Genomic DNA, 17592 nt, shown 5'->3' with positions numbered 1-17592 from the left:
GAAATAAAATGCTCATACTTGATAACACACAACTCGCCATTATTAAGGAGCGGTTGTATAAATATAGTGGTATTTTTTTAAATGATTCTAAACTTACGATGATAAAAAATAGAATCTATCGCCTTATGCAGGAAACACGCATTGATAATATTGATTCATTGCTTTCAAGCATTGAAAGCAATCTAAAAATTCAACAACAATTTATCAATAGTTTCACCACGAATAAAACAGATTTTTTTCGTGAATATTTTCATTTTGAAGATATGATTGATCGTTGCCTCCCTGCACTTTTTAAGCTCAATAAACCTATCAAAATTTACTGCTGCGCAAGTTCAACAGGACAAGAGCCTTATTCTATTGCTATGAGCGTTTTATACGCAAAAAAGCTTTATGGTAGTTCCACACCTGTAAGCATTATCGCCACAGACATTGATACAGATATGTTGCAAAAATCAGCAGAAGGCATTTATACGATTGATTTTAAAATAGACAAATTTCCAGATTGGTTTGATATTAATGAATATTTTGAACCTATTGAGGATAAGACCTCATCTGTGCCTTTATTTAAAGTCAAAGATAAGCTTAAATCAATGATTGCTTTCAAACAGCTTAATCTTTTTGACAAACATTATCCTTTTATGCACGAAGAATTTGACATACTTTTTTGTCGCAATGTGCTTATTTACTTCAAACAAGAAGATCAGCCAAAGGTTCTCTCAAAACTCATTGATACTTTGTGTATCAATGGCACATTTTATTTAGGGCATTCTGAAACTCTTTATGATCTCCAAGAAAAATTTAAAAAGCTTGGCAACAAAACTTTTATTAAAATTAAGGCATAAATGATGTTGATGGATACTATAAAATATCACCCTGATACAATTCTTAAAAGCAATCCTTGCAAAATTGTCCGAGATAAACTTGTTGTTATAGGGGCTTCCACAGGTGGGGTTGATGCGCTTTCATATATTTTCTCTCGTCTCCCTGCTAATCTCCCTCCCATTGCCGTAGTGCAACATATCCCACAAAGTTTTGGCTCTTCATTTATCAAAAGGCTTAATACACTCTCTCAACTTAATATTTGCGAAGTTACCTCCAAAACACCTATGAAAAATAATTGCGTTTATATTGCAGGGGGCAATAAACATATGGTTATAGAATTTGCAATGGGTTCATATTATGCAAAATCGCTTGATGAAGAGCTACGCATATCGCGTCATAAACCAAGTGTAGATATTCTCTTCCGAAGCGCAAATAATGCTGCTGGACGCTCTGCGCTTGGCATAATCCTTACAGGTATGGGCGATGATGGTTGCATAGGACTTAAAGAGCTTTATGATAATGGTGCATACACTCTAGCAGAAAATGAAAAAGACTGCATAGTATTTGGTATGCCCAAAAAAGCAATAGAAGTAGGTGCTGTAAGCGAGATTCTAAGCCTTGATATGATCATTAAGCGTATTATTGATTATGCAAATACACCACTGAAAAAATTAATAAAAGATGGAGGTGAGCATTCACCCCCTCCCCCGGATAATGGTTATATAATTTAATCTTGCACTTTTTAAAATGCTCCACCCTTGACAAGGGAATGATTTTTCTATATAATCGGGGCTTTTGTTTATTCCGGATTAGCTCAGCGGTAGAGTAGGTGGCTGTTAACCACTTGGTCGCAGGTTCGAATCCTGCATCCGGAGCCATATTCTGCTTTTCTACTTAAACTTCAACTTCTTAATATTTTTTCAGTGCTTCACACGCAGTTTTATCTTGTTTAAAAAGGCATTCTCGTTGCAGATTCTCAAATTCTTCTAGTTTTTTATCTTGAACTTTGGCTCTTTGGCTCTCTACCTTTGCTTTTTGCGCATAATATTCTCTCATTTGAAATTGATTGGCAATATACATAAAGAAACAAATAAGCAAGATTAAAACAATATCAATTTTACGAAGATTTTTAATCCGCTGACAAAAACCACATCTCATATTTTCCTCCTTATGATTTTTTCTGAATCTGTTTGCGCAAAAATACCATAATACACCCCAGCACATCGTCCCAATCTTTGCTTGGCGAGATAATACTTTCTTTAGTATTATCCATATAAGTGATTGTAATATTTTGTCCATAATGCATTATTTGTTTTAATCCCAACTTATTAGCAAGCACCTTAATACATATAAGCTCTAAAAATGCCTTACTCATTGTATCAAGTGTGCCAAATCTATCAAAAATTTCAGATTCTATATCATTAACCTCACTTATTTCTTCGCAAAGGGAAAGTCGCCTATAAAGTTCCAAACGCAATTTATCACTTGCTATCAGCTGTGGATTTAAATACGCATTGAGATTAATTTTTAAATCACATTGGACTTGCTGCACACTGCCCTTACCACTCAAATGATTAATACACTCTTCAAGCAAACGCAAATACAAACCATAGCCGATATTTTTGATATGCCCACTTTGAGCAATACCTAGCAAATTTCCTCCACCTCGTATTTCTAAATCATAATATGCTAGATTCTCTCCACTACCAAGATAAGAATTTTTCTCTAATGCCATCAGTCGTTTTTTTGCTTCAGGCGTAATTGTCTCCATATCTTCTACAAAAAAATAGCAAAATCCCTCTTTGTTACCTCGCCCTACGCGCCCTCGTAATTGATGCAAATCAGCTATACCGAATCTATCAGCACTTGCTACGATAATAGTATTTGCATTAGGCAGATGAATGCCAGATTCTATAATGCTTGTGCAAAGAAGCACATTATAAACATTGTTTGCAAAATCAAGCATAATATTTTCGCTTTGAGCACTCTCTACTTTTGAGTGTAAGATAGCAATTTTAAGTTGCGGGAGCAGAGATTGAATCTCTTGAGCCTTGTTTTGGATAGTAGCGATATTATTATGAATATAAAATACTTGCCCACCGCGCCGCAATTCGCGTAAAATTATTTCTTTTAAAAGCGAATGTTGAGCACTTTTAATAAATGTCCGTACAGGGATTCTATCCACAGGAGGCGTGTGCAAGGAGCTTAAAGATTTGATATGAGAAAGTGCCATATTAAGAGTGCGTGGAATAGGCGTAGCACTCATACTAAGTAAATGAGTATGCGCACAAAGCGCTTTGATCCTTTCTTTTTGCTTCACACCAAATTTATGCTCCTCATCTGCCACAATCAGCCCAAGTTTTGCAAACTCTGCACCTAATAGTGCGTGAGTGCCTATCACTACATCTATTGCACCATTTTTAAGCTCTACAAAGAGTTGTTTTTTTTCTGCTGTGCTCAAAAACCTATCACATCGTGCTATACGCAAACCAAAAGATTCTAAACGCATTTGCAACGAATGATAATGTTGCGCACATAAAAGCGTAGTAGGCACAATCATTGCTGCTTGAAAACCTCCTAAACACACTGCATAAATAGCATTCATCGCCACTTCTGTTTTACCAAAACCCACATCTCCACTCAACAACCTATCCATTACTTTGCCAGAGCTTAAATCTGCATAAATCTCCTCAATACTCCGTATTTGGTCCCGTGTGAGAGTGAATCCACACGCATTTTGAAAAGATAAAAGTGCGGGATTTTGTGTGTCAATCTTGATGCCTTGCAATAAATTGCGTTTGGCAGCAAGCTCAACAATACTATGAGCAATTTCTAATAGCTTCGCTTTTACCTTTTGTTTGAGCTTAGCAAAACTGCCTTTGCCCAATCCATCAAGCAAAGGTATTTGACCAGAATCTGCGACATAACGTTCAATCATATTGAGATTCTCAACAGGAAGCAAAAGTTTATCTTCGCCCTGATAAGTAATTTCAATAAAATCTCTGACAACCCCAACCACTTGGGCTTGTTTAATCCCCTCAAAAATCCCTATGCCATATTCACTATGCACAACATACTCTCCTTGTGCAATTTCATTGAGTTTGAGTGTGGGTTTTTTGTGTTTTGTTTTAGGTGCAAAAGTATTGAGTGAGAGAATAAGCTCATTTGGGGTGATAATATTTACTACCGCATCTGAATATTTAATATGCAATCCCTGCGTATTTATATCAAATGCTTTAAGTTTAATATCATTATGTGCAATAAGCGTAATTTGGCGATTGCTATGAGCATTTAACATTGAGATAAGATTAGCTGGCTTAAAAAGTATATCACTATAACCTTCACTTGCCTCACAACACGCTATTTGTTGGAGCTGCTCCAATGCAAGAGCGTGCTGCATTGAATCTAAACTATAAATCTCTTTGAGCTCTAAAAGTGCTTGTGGTGTAAGCAAAGAGCGAAAAGATAGAGGCAAAAAATGTGCGTTGTCTCCCAAAAACCAGAATCCAAATGAAGCTATGTCCTTGCTAAAACCATCAAAATCGCTGTGATGTATAAGGGATTGTATATCACTTCTTTGTTGAGTGTCAAATGAAAAAAGTGCGGGCGCAATGCAAAGCTCCTGAATTTCAGTAGGATTGCTCATTTGTGTCTGTGTATCAAATGCGCGAATACTCTCTATCTCATCATCAAAAAAAGCAATGCGATAAGGGGAGTTACTATGAGGCATAAAAATATCAATAATATCGCCCCTAAAACTCACTTCTCCCTCAAGCTCTACTACTTCTACACATTCATACCCATACTCTAAAATACGCTCTTTCAAATCTGCTACATTATAAGATTGTCCAAGAAAGAGATTAAAGGTTTGGAGTATTTGCTCCTTTGGCAATGGATAAAGCACGCTTGAAACAGGCGAGATAAGAATCTTTGGCGATTTTGCAGCATAAAAACTTCGCAATGTGCTTAAAACAGCCAAAAATTCCTCACGAAATGAGCTTAAATCATCTCCAAAATGAACGCGTAATTCAGGCAGAATAAAAGCCTCTTGTTCAAAAAGCTTGAAAAGTTCATACGCATCTTGAGATTGCTTAGCATCTTGAGTAAGTAATAATTCGTAGGGGAAATTGCCCTGCTTAAGAAGCTTGTATAGGCAAGATTGTATCAAGCTACCCCTCCGAAGACTTATCTTTTATTGCTTATCTTTTTTAGATAACTCAAGTGAAGCAATATCTGTTTTTACCTTTGAATCTTTAATCTTGCTCTCGCCTATAAATATACCTTTGCGTTCAATAATAATCTCGCCTACAACCACTATCCCCTCTACACGCCCTTGAGGTTTAATCTCAAGCACATTTGAAGTTACATTACCAACAAAACGTCCGCTTACAATCAAAGAAGCTGTTTGCACATCACCTTTGATGATACCACTCTTACCAACCATCACGGTGTCTTTAGAGTGAATATTCCCCTCAAATTCACCATCAATATGCAATCTACAATCTGTGTTGATTTCCCCCTTAATTCTTGTGCCTTGCGCGATGATAGTTGCTCCACCGCCACTAGATGAACTTACTCCATCAAGTTGTTTATTGTCGCTAACAAAGATTGCCATGCTACATTCCTCTCTTTTTCAAAAATTGAATTAAAATTGCTCATCTTCCATTCCATAAAATTTCTAGGATCAACAACATTCCCCAAAAATCTTATTTCGTAATGAAGATGAGGTCCGGTACTTTGTCCTGTATTACCACTATAAGCAATAAGCTGTCCGTGTCTTACAAACATTCCCTTATGCACAACCATTTTACTCAAATGAGCATAATAAGTTGTAAACCCAAGTGAATGATCTATTTTAACAAGATATCCATAACCACCAGTTGAAAAACTTGCAGCATTTACAACTCCATCAGCCGTAGCATATACAGGTGTCCCAATAGGGGTAGCAAAATCCACCCCCGTGTGCAAATGTCGTGTAAAAAAAAGTGGATGCACTCTGTAACCATAGTGTGCAGAAATGTGATTATAATGTTCTAAAGGATAACCATTGGGGACAAATTTCATTACAAAAGCCTTCTGTGTGCCGGTAAGAGAGGCAACATCTATACGATACTCAAGATTGCTATCATTTTCTTTAGTCGCATCAACAGGCACACCTATGGCACTTTCTAAATCTCCTATTTTATCATCAACTTGAGAAATTTCCTCAAGTCTTCTTTCAATTTGATTATTAAGCGATTCATTCTTGGCGAGCATTTTATTATAACGTTTGGCTATTGTTTCATTCAGCATTGACATTTTATTAATCTCTGCGCTAAAAGTTTTAATAGAGACTACACCAAAAACTATCAATGTAACAATGAGAACAATAAAATAAAGGCTTATTTGTTTAAAAATAGAACTAATATTAAAATAACGCGACCCATTTTGGTCAGTAATCATTAAAACAAGACGGCTATTTTTAGAACTCATCATCTAGTAAGCGAGAATCTTCTCATTATCTTGGTAACTTACGCGATAATTTTTTAACTGAATAATATCATTAAGTGCCCATACTAAATTTTTCCAATCAATGACACTATTTACACCAACGATTTGGGCAAAATTATCACTATTCCAATCTGTATAATTTGCTACATCAAGTGCAGAATCAATAAATCGCAAATCATAATATAACCCTACACCTGCCCCACTATATCCTATCACTTGCCCTTTTGTAACAAAATCACCCTTTTGCACAATGACTTTACGCAAATGTCCATAATTTGAAGTAAATCCATATGAATGCTGAATTTGCACAAATTGATTCTCGCTTCCTGCCACTCGCACAGAATCAATAATACCATTTGCCGTAGCATACACAGGAGAAGCTTTTGTAAGATGGTATGTAGAAGCACCTTTATTTGGAAAATTTTTTGATGCAAAATCATCAACAGGATTGCCATTAGGAATAATCTTTAAAATCATATCTTTTTGTAGGGGAGTAAGCGCATCAATATCAATATCTTGGTTATTATATAATTCATTGCTATGCTTACGAACATTTACAATACTCTCAAGCTCACTCACTTTACTATTTACCTTAAGAAGCTCATTTGTTTTGTAATCAATATCACGTTCTAAAGCACTATTTTTTTCATAAATATTTTGGAAATTCTCACGCACTTGGTTATTATTTGCCAAAATAACTTCAAGCTCACTCATTAAAAAATGAGCCATAACAAAATACAAAATAATCATTGATACCATACCAACACCCGTAAAAAGTGCCACTTTCTGCACTAGACGATGCACACTAAACTGCCTTGAACCATTATCATCAATAATAGAAATCATTAATTTGTCTTGCACTTACTTTCCTTATATTCTTGTAAAAATTTCTGAACAACACTAAAAGAACCAAAAACAAGATAACTCTCGTTTTGTGAGAGAATATGGATATTAAAATCCTCATATACAATCCCCAACTTTGTAAGAATATCAATGAGCCTCTCTCTCGGGCAGATTCTATAATTTTCCACAGAAATTATTAAAACTTTCTTAATAATTGGCAAAAGCTCACGCAAAATTGCCTCAATATCTTTTTCTACGTAACTATTATACACAAGATTTACTTGTTTTTCTATAAATTGCTCTTTTAAAACTCTTGCGCCATCAAGATTATGTCCTACATCAAGCACAATATGGGGTGCTAAGACTTCACATCGCCCACGAAGCGTAAGTTCGCCTAGATTCTTAAAATCAAATTTCATTCCAAAAACAGCAAGTGTGCGCATTGCATTATGAAGATTATCACACAAAAAACGAGGTAAATGATAAGTCCTCACATAATCTCTAAAAGCATCTCTTTGTTCTTTAAAAGCCTCATCTGTATCTAACTCCTGCCACAAATCACACGCAATACCTTTTTGCTTTGCTATCTCTTGGGCAAGATTCTCAACCTCTCTTTCATTCTGTCTTGCTATAATTGCTCGGGTATCCATTGCTCTTAATTTTGTCAATGCGATTTCACGCACACTCTCACCTAACATTTCTTGATGGTCTAAACCAATAAGTGTAAAAACACTCACATCAGCCCTTAGTATATGTGTAGAATCAAACTCCCCGCCAACGCCAGATTCTAATACAAGATACTCACATTCTTTTGCAAGAATAAGCGCAAGAAAGGTTGCATATTCAAAATAACTTGCCTCGTGAGTGCATTCCATACACCAAAGCAACTGATGGGCTGCTTCAAGCACTGCATCATCAACCTCGCCCTTATGTGAAGCATTACTTAGATAATAGCGCTCATTGAATCTAAAAATATGCGGAGAACTAAAATGCAATACACTCTTGCCTTGTTGTTCTAAGCCCATCGTGATAAATCGCCCTGTGCTACCCTTGCCATTTGTGCCTATGATATGAATCACTTTACATTTTGTGTCAAAATGCTCTTTAAAACCACATTTTGAAGCAATACCAGCATAAATCCTATGGGCGCGCATAGGGTCAAATGGTGCATACTCTGCGCCTTTGCTTTGAAGCACTTGAGAAAGATTCAACATAAATCTTTGAGCTTATGTTGAATTTTTTGTTTTAGCTCTTCAAATGAAGTAAAATCTCTCTCTTTAAGCACTTCTACCGATATATTAAAAGAAAATAGCATACCTTGATAAGACACTTTTTGCGCCTGTTGCATAATAGTATTTGCCTTTTTAAATAATTCATTAGGCGTAAGATTCTGAAATACACAAACAAATCCATTTTGATAATGTTCTAGCAAAATGCTCTCTTTAAATGTATGAAGACATACTTTTTGAGCAATCTCTATTGCCTTATACATTGCCTGATGAGTATCAGCTCCGTTCTCTTGATGTAAAAAATGCAAATGATTTATTTTAAATATTGCCACACAAACATTATGCAACGCACTCGTTTGGATTGGAGGAGACTTTATCTCCTGTGCGCCCTTTATACCCAAAACTTTCTCTATGCGCTTAAGCAAATCTGTATCAACAAGACTTTCAGGGTGCATCATCAGTGTAGATGCTATTTCTAAAGCTTCCTTGTTGATAGCGCCTCTATTATCAGGTGTGCGTAAAATATATACTATAATTCCCACAAGCCTTTTTAACACACCCAAATGCACCTTAGAATCTCGGAAATGCTCCCAATATCCTACAAGCTTTTTTGTTACCTCAAGGCTATTAAGTCCGCCTAAGCTAAAAAGAAAATGAAATTTATTTTTTGCTCCAATTGAAAATATATCAGAAATAACGCCAAGCAAGCCACGATTAAGATTCTTTAACCACTGCGTATGTTCAAGTGCATAGCTTTCTTTATACTCTTTGAGCAAAAGCGAAACCCTATCAATAAACTCATCAGGATTGCTTACATTTTTAAGTTGATTTTGAATGTGTTTATCAAATTTATTGAGCCATTGTGTGCGCCAATTCAATTCTTCAGTTACTCCTACTCCCTCAACTCTAGCAATCTCATAAAATGCTTCAAAATATGCGGCTGGAGTAGGGGCTTTGTGCGATGAGTGTAAATGTTGAAGTGCTTTGTAAGAAATATCATTAATGTTCATTATAAAATTCTCCATAATATGCTACTTGTGAAATAAATTTATCAAGAGCTTGAGAGGCAGCATTAGATATAGATTCTAAACGATATTGGTCAAATACGATTGTAGAGGTAAAATCTGCACTATAATCATAATAACCTGTATTGCTCACATCAAAACTCTTGCCTTGTGCATTTTTAAAATGAATATCAAGCACAATATTCGTGCGATAATAACTAATAAAACCTTGCTGATTATAAGCTATTGGCGTTTGCGTAATACTTTGGACTTTGATTTGTAAATAACTTTTTGCCTCTTGCTTACTCATAAGCTTACTTGCAAAACGCTTAATAATAGCATTATTTACTGCATCTTTAATGCTCGCTCCAGATTCTGGCACAGAAGAGTTAATACTAATATCTACATACACGCCATCATTAAAAATACCTTGCGCATAATAGCTCACGGGCTGATACCCACACCCTACAAAACATAAACACAAACTCAACAATAATGCTTTTGGCATCATTTCACCACAAGATTCACAAGTTTATTTGGCACAACTATTTCTTTACAAATCTCCACTCCCTCAAGCCATTTTGGCACACTCTGCTTGGCTTGAATAATAATCTCTTCCTTGCTTAAATCTAAAGGCATTTCCACTTCTGCACGTTTTTTGCCATTAATCGTAATAGCATATATCACACTCTGCTTTGTAAGTGCATCTTTATCAATGCTAAGAGGTGCAAAATTACATCGTCCAAAATACTGCTCACTTAGCTCCCAACAAATATGAGGCACAATAGGCTCTAAAATATGCAGCAACACAAAATACCCCTCTGTCCAAACAACAGGATTCTCTTGTTCATTGAGTGCATTAAAAGCTTCCATACTTGCAGCAATAAGCGTGTTAAACGCATATCCGCTTTGCTTTTTGCTAAAAATCTCATTGCTTTTTTGCAATGCCTCATACACTTTTTGCCGAGCATATTGTTCATTTTTTTGCAATGCTTGATGATTGATATGTGGCTTTTGTGAGCAAGATTCTATATGTTCAGCTCTCTCCCACAAACGTTTTAAGAATCTATGCGCACCCTCAACTGCCTTATCATTCCATTCTAGCTCACGCATAGGTGGTGCAGCAAAAAGCACAAAAAGTCTTGCTGTATCTGCCCCATAACGCGCTATGAGCTCATTTGGATTGACAATATTACCTTTAGATTTTGACATTTTTGCTCCATCTTTAAGCACCATACCTTGTGTGAGGAGATTCGCAAAAGGCTCATCAATTTCCACATAGCCCAAATCACGCAATACTTTTGTCCAAAATCGTGCATAAAGCAAATGCAAGATAGCGTGTTCTATGCCACCAATATATTCATCAACATTAAGCCAATATTGCAAATGCTCTTTGTCAAAAGCTTGTTTTTCCCACAATGCTCTTGGAGTGGTATAGCGCAAAAAATACCAACTTGATTGAATAAAAGTATCCATTGTATCACTCTCTCTTTGCGCCTTTTTACCACATTTGGGACAAAGGCAGTCTTTCCAAGTGAGATGCTTATCAAGCGGATTGCCCTCTCCATCAATGATGACATCTTCAGGCAGTGTAATAGGGAGATTCTCTATGTTTTCAGGCACAATGCCGCACAATTCACAATGCACCATAGGAATAGGTGCACCCCAATACCTCTGCCTTGACACACCCCAATCACGCAAACGATAATTGATTACACCCTTACCAATACCGAGATTCTCAAAATGTGCGATAATACGCTCTTTTGCTTGTGAGATTGACATACCGCTAAATTCTCCGCTATTGATTAAAAAGCCCTCTTCATATGCAGCACATACTTCTTGTGTTGGCTCTTCAGCCCCCTTCTCTTTTGTAAGGACACATCTAAAAGGCAAAGCATAAGTTGTGGCAAATTCAAAATCGCGTTCATCGTGGCAAGGCACACTCATTACTGCCCCAGAACCATAATCCATAAGCACGAAATTTGCGACCCACACAGGCAATTTTTCTTGTGTCAATGGGTGTATTACAAATACGTCTAAATCAAAACCTATCTTCTCACTCATTGCACGCGCTCTAGCAGTAGTATTTTTGATTGCTTCAATAGATTTTATCACACTCTCATCAAGGCTTTTGCTTTCTATCAACTGCTGCACAACAGGGTGTTCTGGCGCAACTGCACAATAGGTAACACCATAAATTGTATCCGGACGCGTTGTAAAAACTTCTAGCTTTGCTTTATCATCGCCTAGTTTTTGTATAGAATCTGCACTAAAATCAAAAGCAAAGCTTAACCCCTTTGATTTACCAATCCAATTTCTTTGCATACTTAACACTTGTGGAGACCAATGTCCTTCAAGCTTATCAAGGCATTCTAGCAACTCATCAGCATAATCTGTTATTTTGATGTAATATTGAAACATTTGCTTTTGTATCACAGGCGTATCACATCGCCAACACTTACCCTCAATGACTTGTTCATTTGCCAAGATTGTTTTATCATTTGGACAATAATTCAAATAGGCTTCTTTGCGATATATGAGCCCTTGCTCCCACATTTTGATAAAAAATTCTTGCTCAAAACGCGTATAAATACTATCGCTCGTAGCAAACTCGCGCTCTTTAGAAAAACTAAGTCCAAGCGTAGCAAGTTCCTTTCTCATTGCCTCAATATTGCTATATGTCCAAGTTTTTGGGTGTGTCTTATGCTTAATAGCAGCATTTTCAGCAGGCATACCAAAAGCGTCCCAGCCCATAGGGTGCAAGACATTGTAGCCATTTTTGCGATAGTTCCTCGCTAAAGCATCACCAATGCAATAATTTCTCACGTGTCCCATATGAATTGCTCCGCTTGGGTAAGGAAACATACTTAAAATATATTTTTTTTTCATAGAATCTGATTGAGCGACATCTATATCAAGGGGTTCAAAACTCTTATGCTTTGTCCAAAATTGCTGCCATTTAGATTCTATATCTTTAGGATTATATTTCCGCTCTTGCATTACTTATACTCACTTACTTGGATTTAAAGTGGCATTATAGAAAAAAAGCTTAAATCACACCATAATCCATACAACTCATTGCTGCTTTTTGTCTTTAAATTTTTGTTACTTTTTGAAATTATTTTTACAAAATACCCATATCCAATGTTACAAAATTTAATATTTTTTCTCCTACTTGGTGTAGAAATATTTTATAAACAAACTTATATGTTTCAAAGGAGCAAAAAATGAATATATTTCAAACTGGATTGACTACTCTATCATTATTAGGAATATTTGCTGGTGCGAATCTTGCCTCACCCATACTCAACTCATTTGAGAGCACAAATGTAAATAAAAACAATACAAACTCTTTTATGGAAGTTGATATAAAAGCCTTTAAGAACAATGTCCAAGTCGCCAAAAAAATAGCAGGAAAAGCAAAAGTTTGCGCTGTTTTAAAAGCAAATGCCTATGGAGCTGGAATTAGCAAGGTTTTGCCCACTATTTTAGAAGAAAAAATCCCTTGTGTAGCTATCACAAGCAATGAAGAAGCAAGAGTTATTCGCAAAATGAAATATACAGGTGAAGTGCTACGCATACGAACAGCTACAATGGGAGAGATAAAAGATGGTTTAAAATATAATATCACGGAAGTTTTGGGAAATTTAGACCAAGCAAAACAAGTAGATTCTCTAGCAAAAGCAATGGGTAAAAAGCTTTCTATTCATATCAAGCTTAATTCAGGTGGAATGGATAGAAATGGTATTGATTTGAGCACTGATAAAGGCAAAGAATCTGTGGTAAAGTTGGCTACCTTGCCACATCTTGTAATAAAGGGACTTATGACGCATTTTCCCTATGATGATACTTCAAAGGTAAAGGAAGGCTTAAAACGTTTTGAAGAAGATACAAATTTTCTTATCAACAATGCAAAACTTGAGAGAAACAAACTTGTGCTACACGCTGCTGCTTCGTATGCAGCTGTGCAAGTGCCTCAATCAAGACTGGATATGATACGACCCGGAAAGCTTATTTATGGCTATGGTGGAGGAGATGCAAGTCTGCCTATACAACAAGTTATGAGCTTAAAATCGCAAGTAGCAGTTGTAAATGAATATCCAAAGGGAAGCAAAGTAAGCTATGATGGTACTTATACGCTTACAAGAGATTCTAAACTTGCTAATATTCCTGTGGGTTATTATGATGGCTATGCAAAATCTTTAAGTAATCAAGGCAAGATTCTTATTAGGGGACATAAAGTGCCTGTTGTTGGGAGAGTTACAAAAAATACCTTTATGGTAGATGTAACTGATTATCCGGATATTAAAGCAGGTGATGAGGTTGTGCTTTTTGGCAAACAATGCGGCAACGAAATCACTCAAGCCGAATTTGAAAAAAGCACGGGCACGATTCTCTCTGAAACATTAGGATATTGGGGAAGTGCAAACCCTATTTTTGTTAAAGATTATAAAACAAGGGAAGTATGTAAATAACTTTAAAATGATGCAAATATATTCAAAAGTGGCAAAGCATTAAATTTAAAAATTCTTGCTACAATGCCACACTTTATTTTTATAAATCAAGTGAGTATAGGAGGAGCATTGACATTTAACGCGACACACATTTTAGACCAAATAATGTCATCTTTTAAAAGCCTCTCTCAAAGCAAAGAGATGATTGTTGTCATCTTTATGGTGTTGATTGTAGGCATTATAATGGTGCCCTTGCCAAGTGCAATGCTTGATTTTTTACTCAGTATTTCTATTGCTCTTTCTATTTTGATTATCCTCATTACACTCTATGTGGATAAAGCGACAGAATTTTCAGCTTTTCCAACGATTTTGCTTATTGTTACGCTTTATCGCCTCGCACTCAATGTTGCTACCACGCGTATGATTCTAAGTGAGGGACATAATGGCGTAGAAGCAGTAAGTAGCATTGTCGCAGCATTTGGGCATTTTGTTGTAGGTGGAAATTATGTCATTGGAATTATTGTTTTTACTATTCTTGTGATTGTGAATCTTATAGTCATCACAAATGGTTCTACACGCGTAACAGAAGTGCGCGCTAGATTTACACTTGATGCAATGCCCGGCAAACAAATGGCGATTGATGCAGATTTAAATGCAGGGCTTATCGGGCAAGAAGAAGCACAAAAACGCCGCGATGCTCTGGCGCAAGAAGCCGATTTTTATGGCACAATGGACGGAGCAAGCAAATTCGTCAAAGGTGATGCAATAGCCTCTATCATCATCACCATTGTCAATATCATTGGTGGATTCCTTATTGGTGTATTTGAACACGGAATGAGTGTCAAACAAAGTGCAGAAACTTTCACAATCCTTACCATTGGTGATGGACTTGTGGGACAAATCCCAGCTTTGATTGTAGCTACTGCCACAGGTATCATTACTACACGCGCGGCAAAAAACTCACAAGCCAACTTTGCAGGAGATATTATCACACAAATTACAAGCAGCGCGAAAATTCTTAGTATTGTAGGCTTTATTCTTATTTTATTTGCGCTCGTGCCCGGGTTGCCAATTTCACTTGGTTTTGTAGGAGCATTTTTCCTTATAGTAGCGTGGCTCACGAGCCGAGAAGATTTAAGTAGTATGTTTTCTCTTATAGAAAAATGGTTGCGCAAAGAGGATTCTGCACAACTTAGCAAATCTCCAGCACAAGGTGGAGAGCAAGATATTGATATATCTCAACACAAAGCGCAAAGAGCACAAAAAAGCGAAGAAGAAATCAAAAAAGAAGAGGAAGCCATTATTAACGAAGCACTGAAAGTAGAGACTTTAGAAATTTATCTAGGCTATCAACTTATCCGCCTCGCTGATGTGAAACAAAATGGTGATTTATTAGAGAGAATCCGCGCTATGCGTAAAAAAATTGCCACAGATTATGGGTTTTTAATCCCGCAAATTCGCATTAAAGATAATCTGAATCTCCAGCCTACCAACTATGAAGTATTGCTTAAAGGTGTAAAAATTGGCGAGGGTGATGTGATGCCTGATAAATTTTTGGCAATGGATACAGGTATGGTAGGACAAGCTATTGAGGGTATCCCTACTAAAGAGCCTGCCTTTGGGCTTGATGCACTATGGATAGACCCAAAAGATAAAGAAGAAGCGATTATTCAAGGTTATCATATTATTGACCCATCTACGATTATTACCACACATATGACAGAGCTGATTAAAACTTATGCAGAAGAATTTATCACCAAAGATGAAGTCAAAGTCCTTATGGACAGACACGCCAAAGATTACCCTGTGGTGGTTGGCGAAGCATCAAAAATTCCTATGGGTATTATTTTGCGTGTATTGCGTGAGCTCCTCCACGAAAAAGTCCCAATCAAAGATATGCCTACAATCTTAGAGAGCATCACAGATACTTATCCTGTTTTACAAGATGATACGGATGCGATTGTAGAGCAAGTGCGCTCTCGTCTTGCGCGCACTATTACAGATATTTTCAAAGCCGAAGATGGGAATCTTAAACTTTTTACACTCTCTCTTGCTACCGAACAATATCTTATTGATAGACTTAAAGAGCAACCTAGTGGTAAAAATTTCGTCCTACACTCCAATGAGGTGCAAAAACTCATAGACGCAATTCAAGAAGAAGATATGAAATTAAAACAAAAAAATATTATGCCCGTGCTCCTTGTAGATTATAGAATCCGTAAGCCACTTGTTAAACTCCTTGAACCTTTCAGAATGAGTATCACCATACTTGGCAACGCCGAAATTGATCCTCACGCAAACTTTGAGGTTGTAGGCACACTTAATATTGAATTTTAAGGATATATATGCAAATTTTTCACCTCTCGCATACCGATTTAGACGGCTATGGTTGCCAATTTATAGCTAAAGAATTTTTTTCTCATATCAAATTTTATAATGCAAACTATGGTAAAGAAGTGCTTGTGCGCCTTAATAGCATACTTGATTATATAATGCACTCTACGCAATCAGCCCAAAATCTCCTCGCTTCAAAATTTGGTAAAACGCCCAAAAATTCATCTGTAAAACAAGAAATAAATGAAAAATATCTTTTGCTTATCACAGATTTAAATCTCACATTGAATGAAGCACATTACCTCAACGAACGCGTAAGTGAGCTCAAAATTGCAGGAAATAATATAGAACTGCTACTTTTAGACCATCATATCAGCGGACAAGAATGTGCAGATAAGTATGAGTGGTATCATCTTGATAGTTTAAAAAGTGCAAGTAAAATTACTTTTCAAACACTTATCCAACACTATGATATGCTTGATTGCACGCGTAAAGAATGGATTACAAATCTAAGCGAAATGATTAATTCTGTGGATATTTGGCTTGAAGATGGATATAAATTTGATTTTGGCAAAGTTGCGATGAATATGATTAGTTCAAGTTATGAACTCAATCGTTTTATGTTTGATGAAGAACATCGTTCATACAAATTTGCCCTCATAGAATCTGCAAAAGAGTTTTTAGAGCTTCCAAATGGTGAGGTCGCTTTTGATAATGCCTTGTATGAAATCAAAAAACGCGCACTTGGAGGCGAACCAAAAACACAAACAATGGATACTATCACCTCAAATGCGCAAGTAGAACTCTTAAGCACAAAAAAACATCTCTGCACAATTCACTATAAGGATAAAAAAGGATTCTTAAGCTACTCTTTAGGGGGCATTAGTGTTTTGGCAAATCTCTTTTTGCGGTGCAATCCTGAATATGATTTTTATATTGATGTTAATGCGCGTGGCAATGTAAGCCTTCGTGCTAATGGTAACTGCGATGTGAATACAATGAGCAAAGAACTTTTTAATGGTGGAGGACATAAAAATGCTGCTGGAGGTAAGATTGATGGCTTTAAAGAAAGTTTTGCATATGCAGATATTAAAATGCAAATTGAATATATCTTAAATAAACATAAGGAGGATTGATGAAGATTGATGAAAACATCAGCGAAGAACTCACGCTTGAAATGAGTTTAGAAGAAATGGCATTAGAAGTCATTGATATGCTAGGCGTTGCACTTTATTTTGCTGGGGCGAAAAAAAAGCATATTGATGAACTCATAGAACTCTATTCAGAACAAATGGATAAATTCTATGCCAAACTCCCCGAAGATGCAAATTATGGACAGGAAGAGATGATTAGTATTATCAAATCTCTTAAAAAAGACTATCCACAATTTTTTATCAAAGCATAGGTTTTACAAAA

General features: G+C 36.4%; 15 protein-coding genes and 1 tRNA gene. 7 read left to right on the top strand and 9 right to left on the bottom strand.

Annotated elements, in window-relative coordinates:
• Positions 1–8 precede the first annotated feature (8 nt).
• The 3 genes from OQH61_RS01410 to OQH61_RS01400 all read left to right on the top strand — a co-directional run bounded on the left by OQH61_RS01410 (position 9) and on the right by OQH61_RS01400 (position 1700).
• Positions 9–842 carry a CheR family methyltransferase gene (locus OQH61_RS01410; protein WP_266025448.1) on the top strand — a complete coding sequence of 278 codons (834 nt, stop codon included), beginning with the start codon at positions 9–11 and terminating at the stop codon, positions 840–842.
• Between the two features lie 3 nt (positions 843–845).
• The gene (locus tag OQH61_RS01405) at positions 846–1553 is read left to right on the top strand and encodes a CheB methylesterase domain-containing protein (RefSeq protein WP_266025447.1); all 708 of its coding nucleotides are present in this window, start codon (positions 846–848) and stop codon (positions 1551–1553) included.
• Between the two features lie 72 nt (positions 1554–1625).
• Positions 1626–1700: transfer RNA gene (locus tag OQH61_RS01400), tRNA-Asn, on the top strand.
• 31 nt (positions 1701–1731) lie between these two features.
• On the opposite strand, the gene OQH61_RS01395 is transcribed toward OQH61_RS01400, so the two are convergent.
• The 9 genes from OQH61_RS01395 to leuS are packed head-to-tail and all read right to left on the bottom strand — an operon-like array spanning position 1732 to position 12388.
• Entirely contained in the window at positions 1732–1980 is a 249-nt protein-coding gene (locus OQH61_RS01395; protein WP_266025446.1) for a hypothetical protein, read from the bottom strand.
• 10 nt (positions 1981–1990) lie between these two features.
• Positions 1991–4990 (bottom strand): transcription-repair coupling factor, encoded by a 3000-nt coding sequence (gene mfd, locus OQH61_RS01390; RefSeq protein WP_266025445.1) that lies wholly within the window; start codon positions 4988–4990, stop codon positions 1991–1993.
• Positions 4991–5014: 24 nt separating this feature from the next.
• The gene (locus OQH61_RS01385) at positions 5015–5437 is read right to left on the bottom strand and encodes a bactofilin family protein (RefSeq protein ID WP_266025444.1); all 423 of its coding nucleotides are present in this window, start codon (positions 5435–5437) and stop codon (positions 5015–5017) included.
• Entirely contained in the window at positions 5395–6294 is a 900-nt protein-coding gene (locus tag OQH61_RS01380; RefSeq protein WP_266025545.1) for a M23 family metallopeptidase, read from the bottom strand. The genes OQH61_RS01385 and OQH61_RS01380 overlap by 43 nt, the downstream gene beginning before the upstream one ends.
• 3 nt (positions 6295–6297) lie before the next feature.
• A complete protein-coding gene (locus tag OQH61_RS01375) occupies positions 6298–7173 on the bottom strand; it encodes a M23 family metallopeptidase (protein WP_266025443.1) in 876 nt (291 codons plus the stop codon).
• Positions 7158–8369, bottom strand: coding sequence for a Mur ligase family protein (locus OQH61_RS01370; protein ID WP_266025442.1), 1212 nt, complete (start codon positions 8367–8369; stop codon positions 7158–7160). The genes OQH61_RS01375 and OQH61_RS01370 overlap by 16 nt, the downstream gene beginning before the upstream one ends.
• Positions 8363–9394: a hypothetical protein gene (locus tag OQH61_RS01365; protein WP_266025441.1), complete on the bottom strand. Its 1032-nt coding sequence runs from the start codon at positions 9392–9394 to the stop codon at positions 8363–8365. The genes OQH61_RS01370 and OQH61_RS01365 overlap by 7 nt, the downstream gene beginning before the upstream one ends.
• Complete coding sequence (gene lptE / locus OQH61_RS01360) at positions 9384–9896, bottom strand: LPS assembly lipoprotein LptE (protein ID WP_266025440.1); 513 nt, start codon at positions 9894–9896, stop codon at positions 9384–9386. The genes OQH61_RS01365 and lptE overlap by 11 nt, the downstream gene beginning before the upstream one ends.
• A complete protein-coding gene (gene leuS / locus OQH61_RS01355) occupies positions 9896–12388 on the bottom strand; it encodes a leucine--tRNA ligase (RefSeq protein ID WP_266025439.1) in 2493 nt (830 codons plus the stop codon). The genes lptE and leuS overlap by 1 nt, the downstream gene beginning before the upstream one ends.
• Before the next feature lie 227 nt (positions 12389–12615).
• Here leuS and alr point away from each other — a divergent pair, with 227 nt between their 5' ends.
• The 4 genes from alr to OQH61_RS01335 all read left to right on the top strand — a co-directional run bounded on the left by alr (position 12616) and on the right by OQH61_RS01335 (position 17581).
• A complete protein-coding gene (gene alr / locus OQH61_RS01350) occupies positions 12616–13863 on the top strand; it encodes an alanine racemase (RefSeq protein ID WP_266025438.1) in 1248 nt (415 codons plus the stop codon).
• A 108-nt stretch (positions 13864–13971) separates the two neighbouring features.
• Complete coding sequence (flhA, locus tag OQH61_RS01345; RefSeq protein ID WP_266025437.1) at positions 13972–16179, top strand: flagellar biosynthesis protein FlhA; 2208 nt, start codon at positions 13972–13974, stop codon at positions 16177–16179.
• 8 nt (positions 16180–16187) lie between these two features.
• Positions 16188–17312 (top strand): DHH family phosphoesterase, encoded by a 1125-nt coding sequence (locus OQH61_RS01340; RefSeq protein ID WP_266025436.1) that lies wholly within the window; start codon positions 16188–16190, stop codon positions 17310–17312.
• On the top strand, positions 17312–17581 hold the full coding sequence (locus OQH61_RS01335; RefSeq protein WP_266025435.1) for a hypothetical protein: 270 nt from the start codon (positions 17312–17314) through the stop codon (positions 17579–17581). The genes OQH61_RS01340 and OQH61_RS01335 overlap by 1 nt, the downstream gene beginning before the upstream one ends.
• Positions 17582–17592 lie beyond the last annotated feature (11 nt).

This window comes from Helicobacter sp. MIT 21-1697 (assembly GCF_026241255.1).
GTDB lineage: Bacteria > Campylobacterota > Campylobacteria > Campylobacterales > Helicobacteraceae > Helicobacter_C.
The sequence above is the reverse complement of the archived record's forward strand: the minus strand, read 5'-3'. Positions and strand labels throughout refer to the sequence as shown.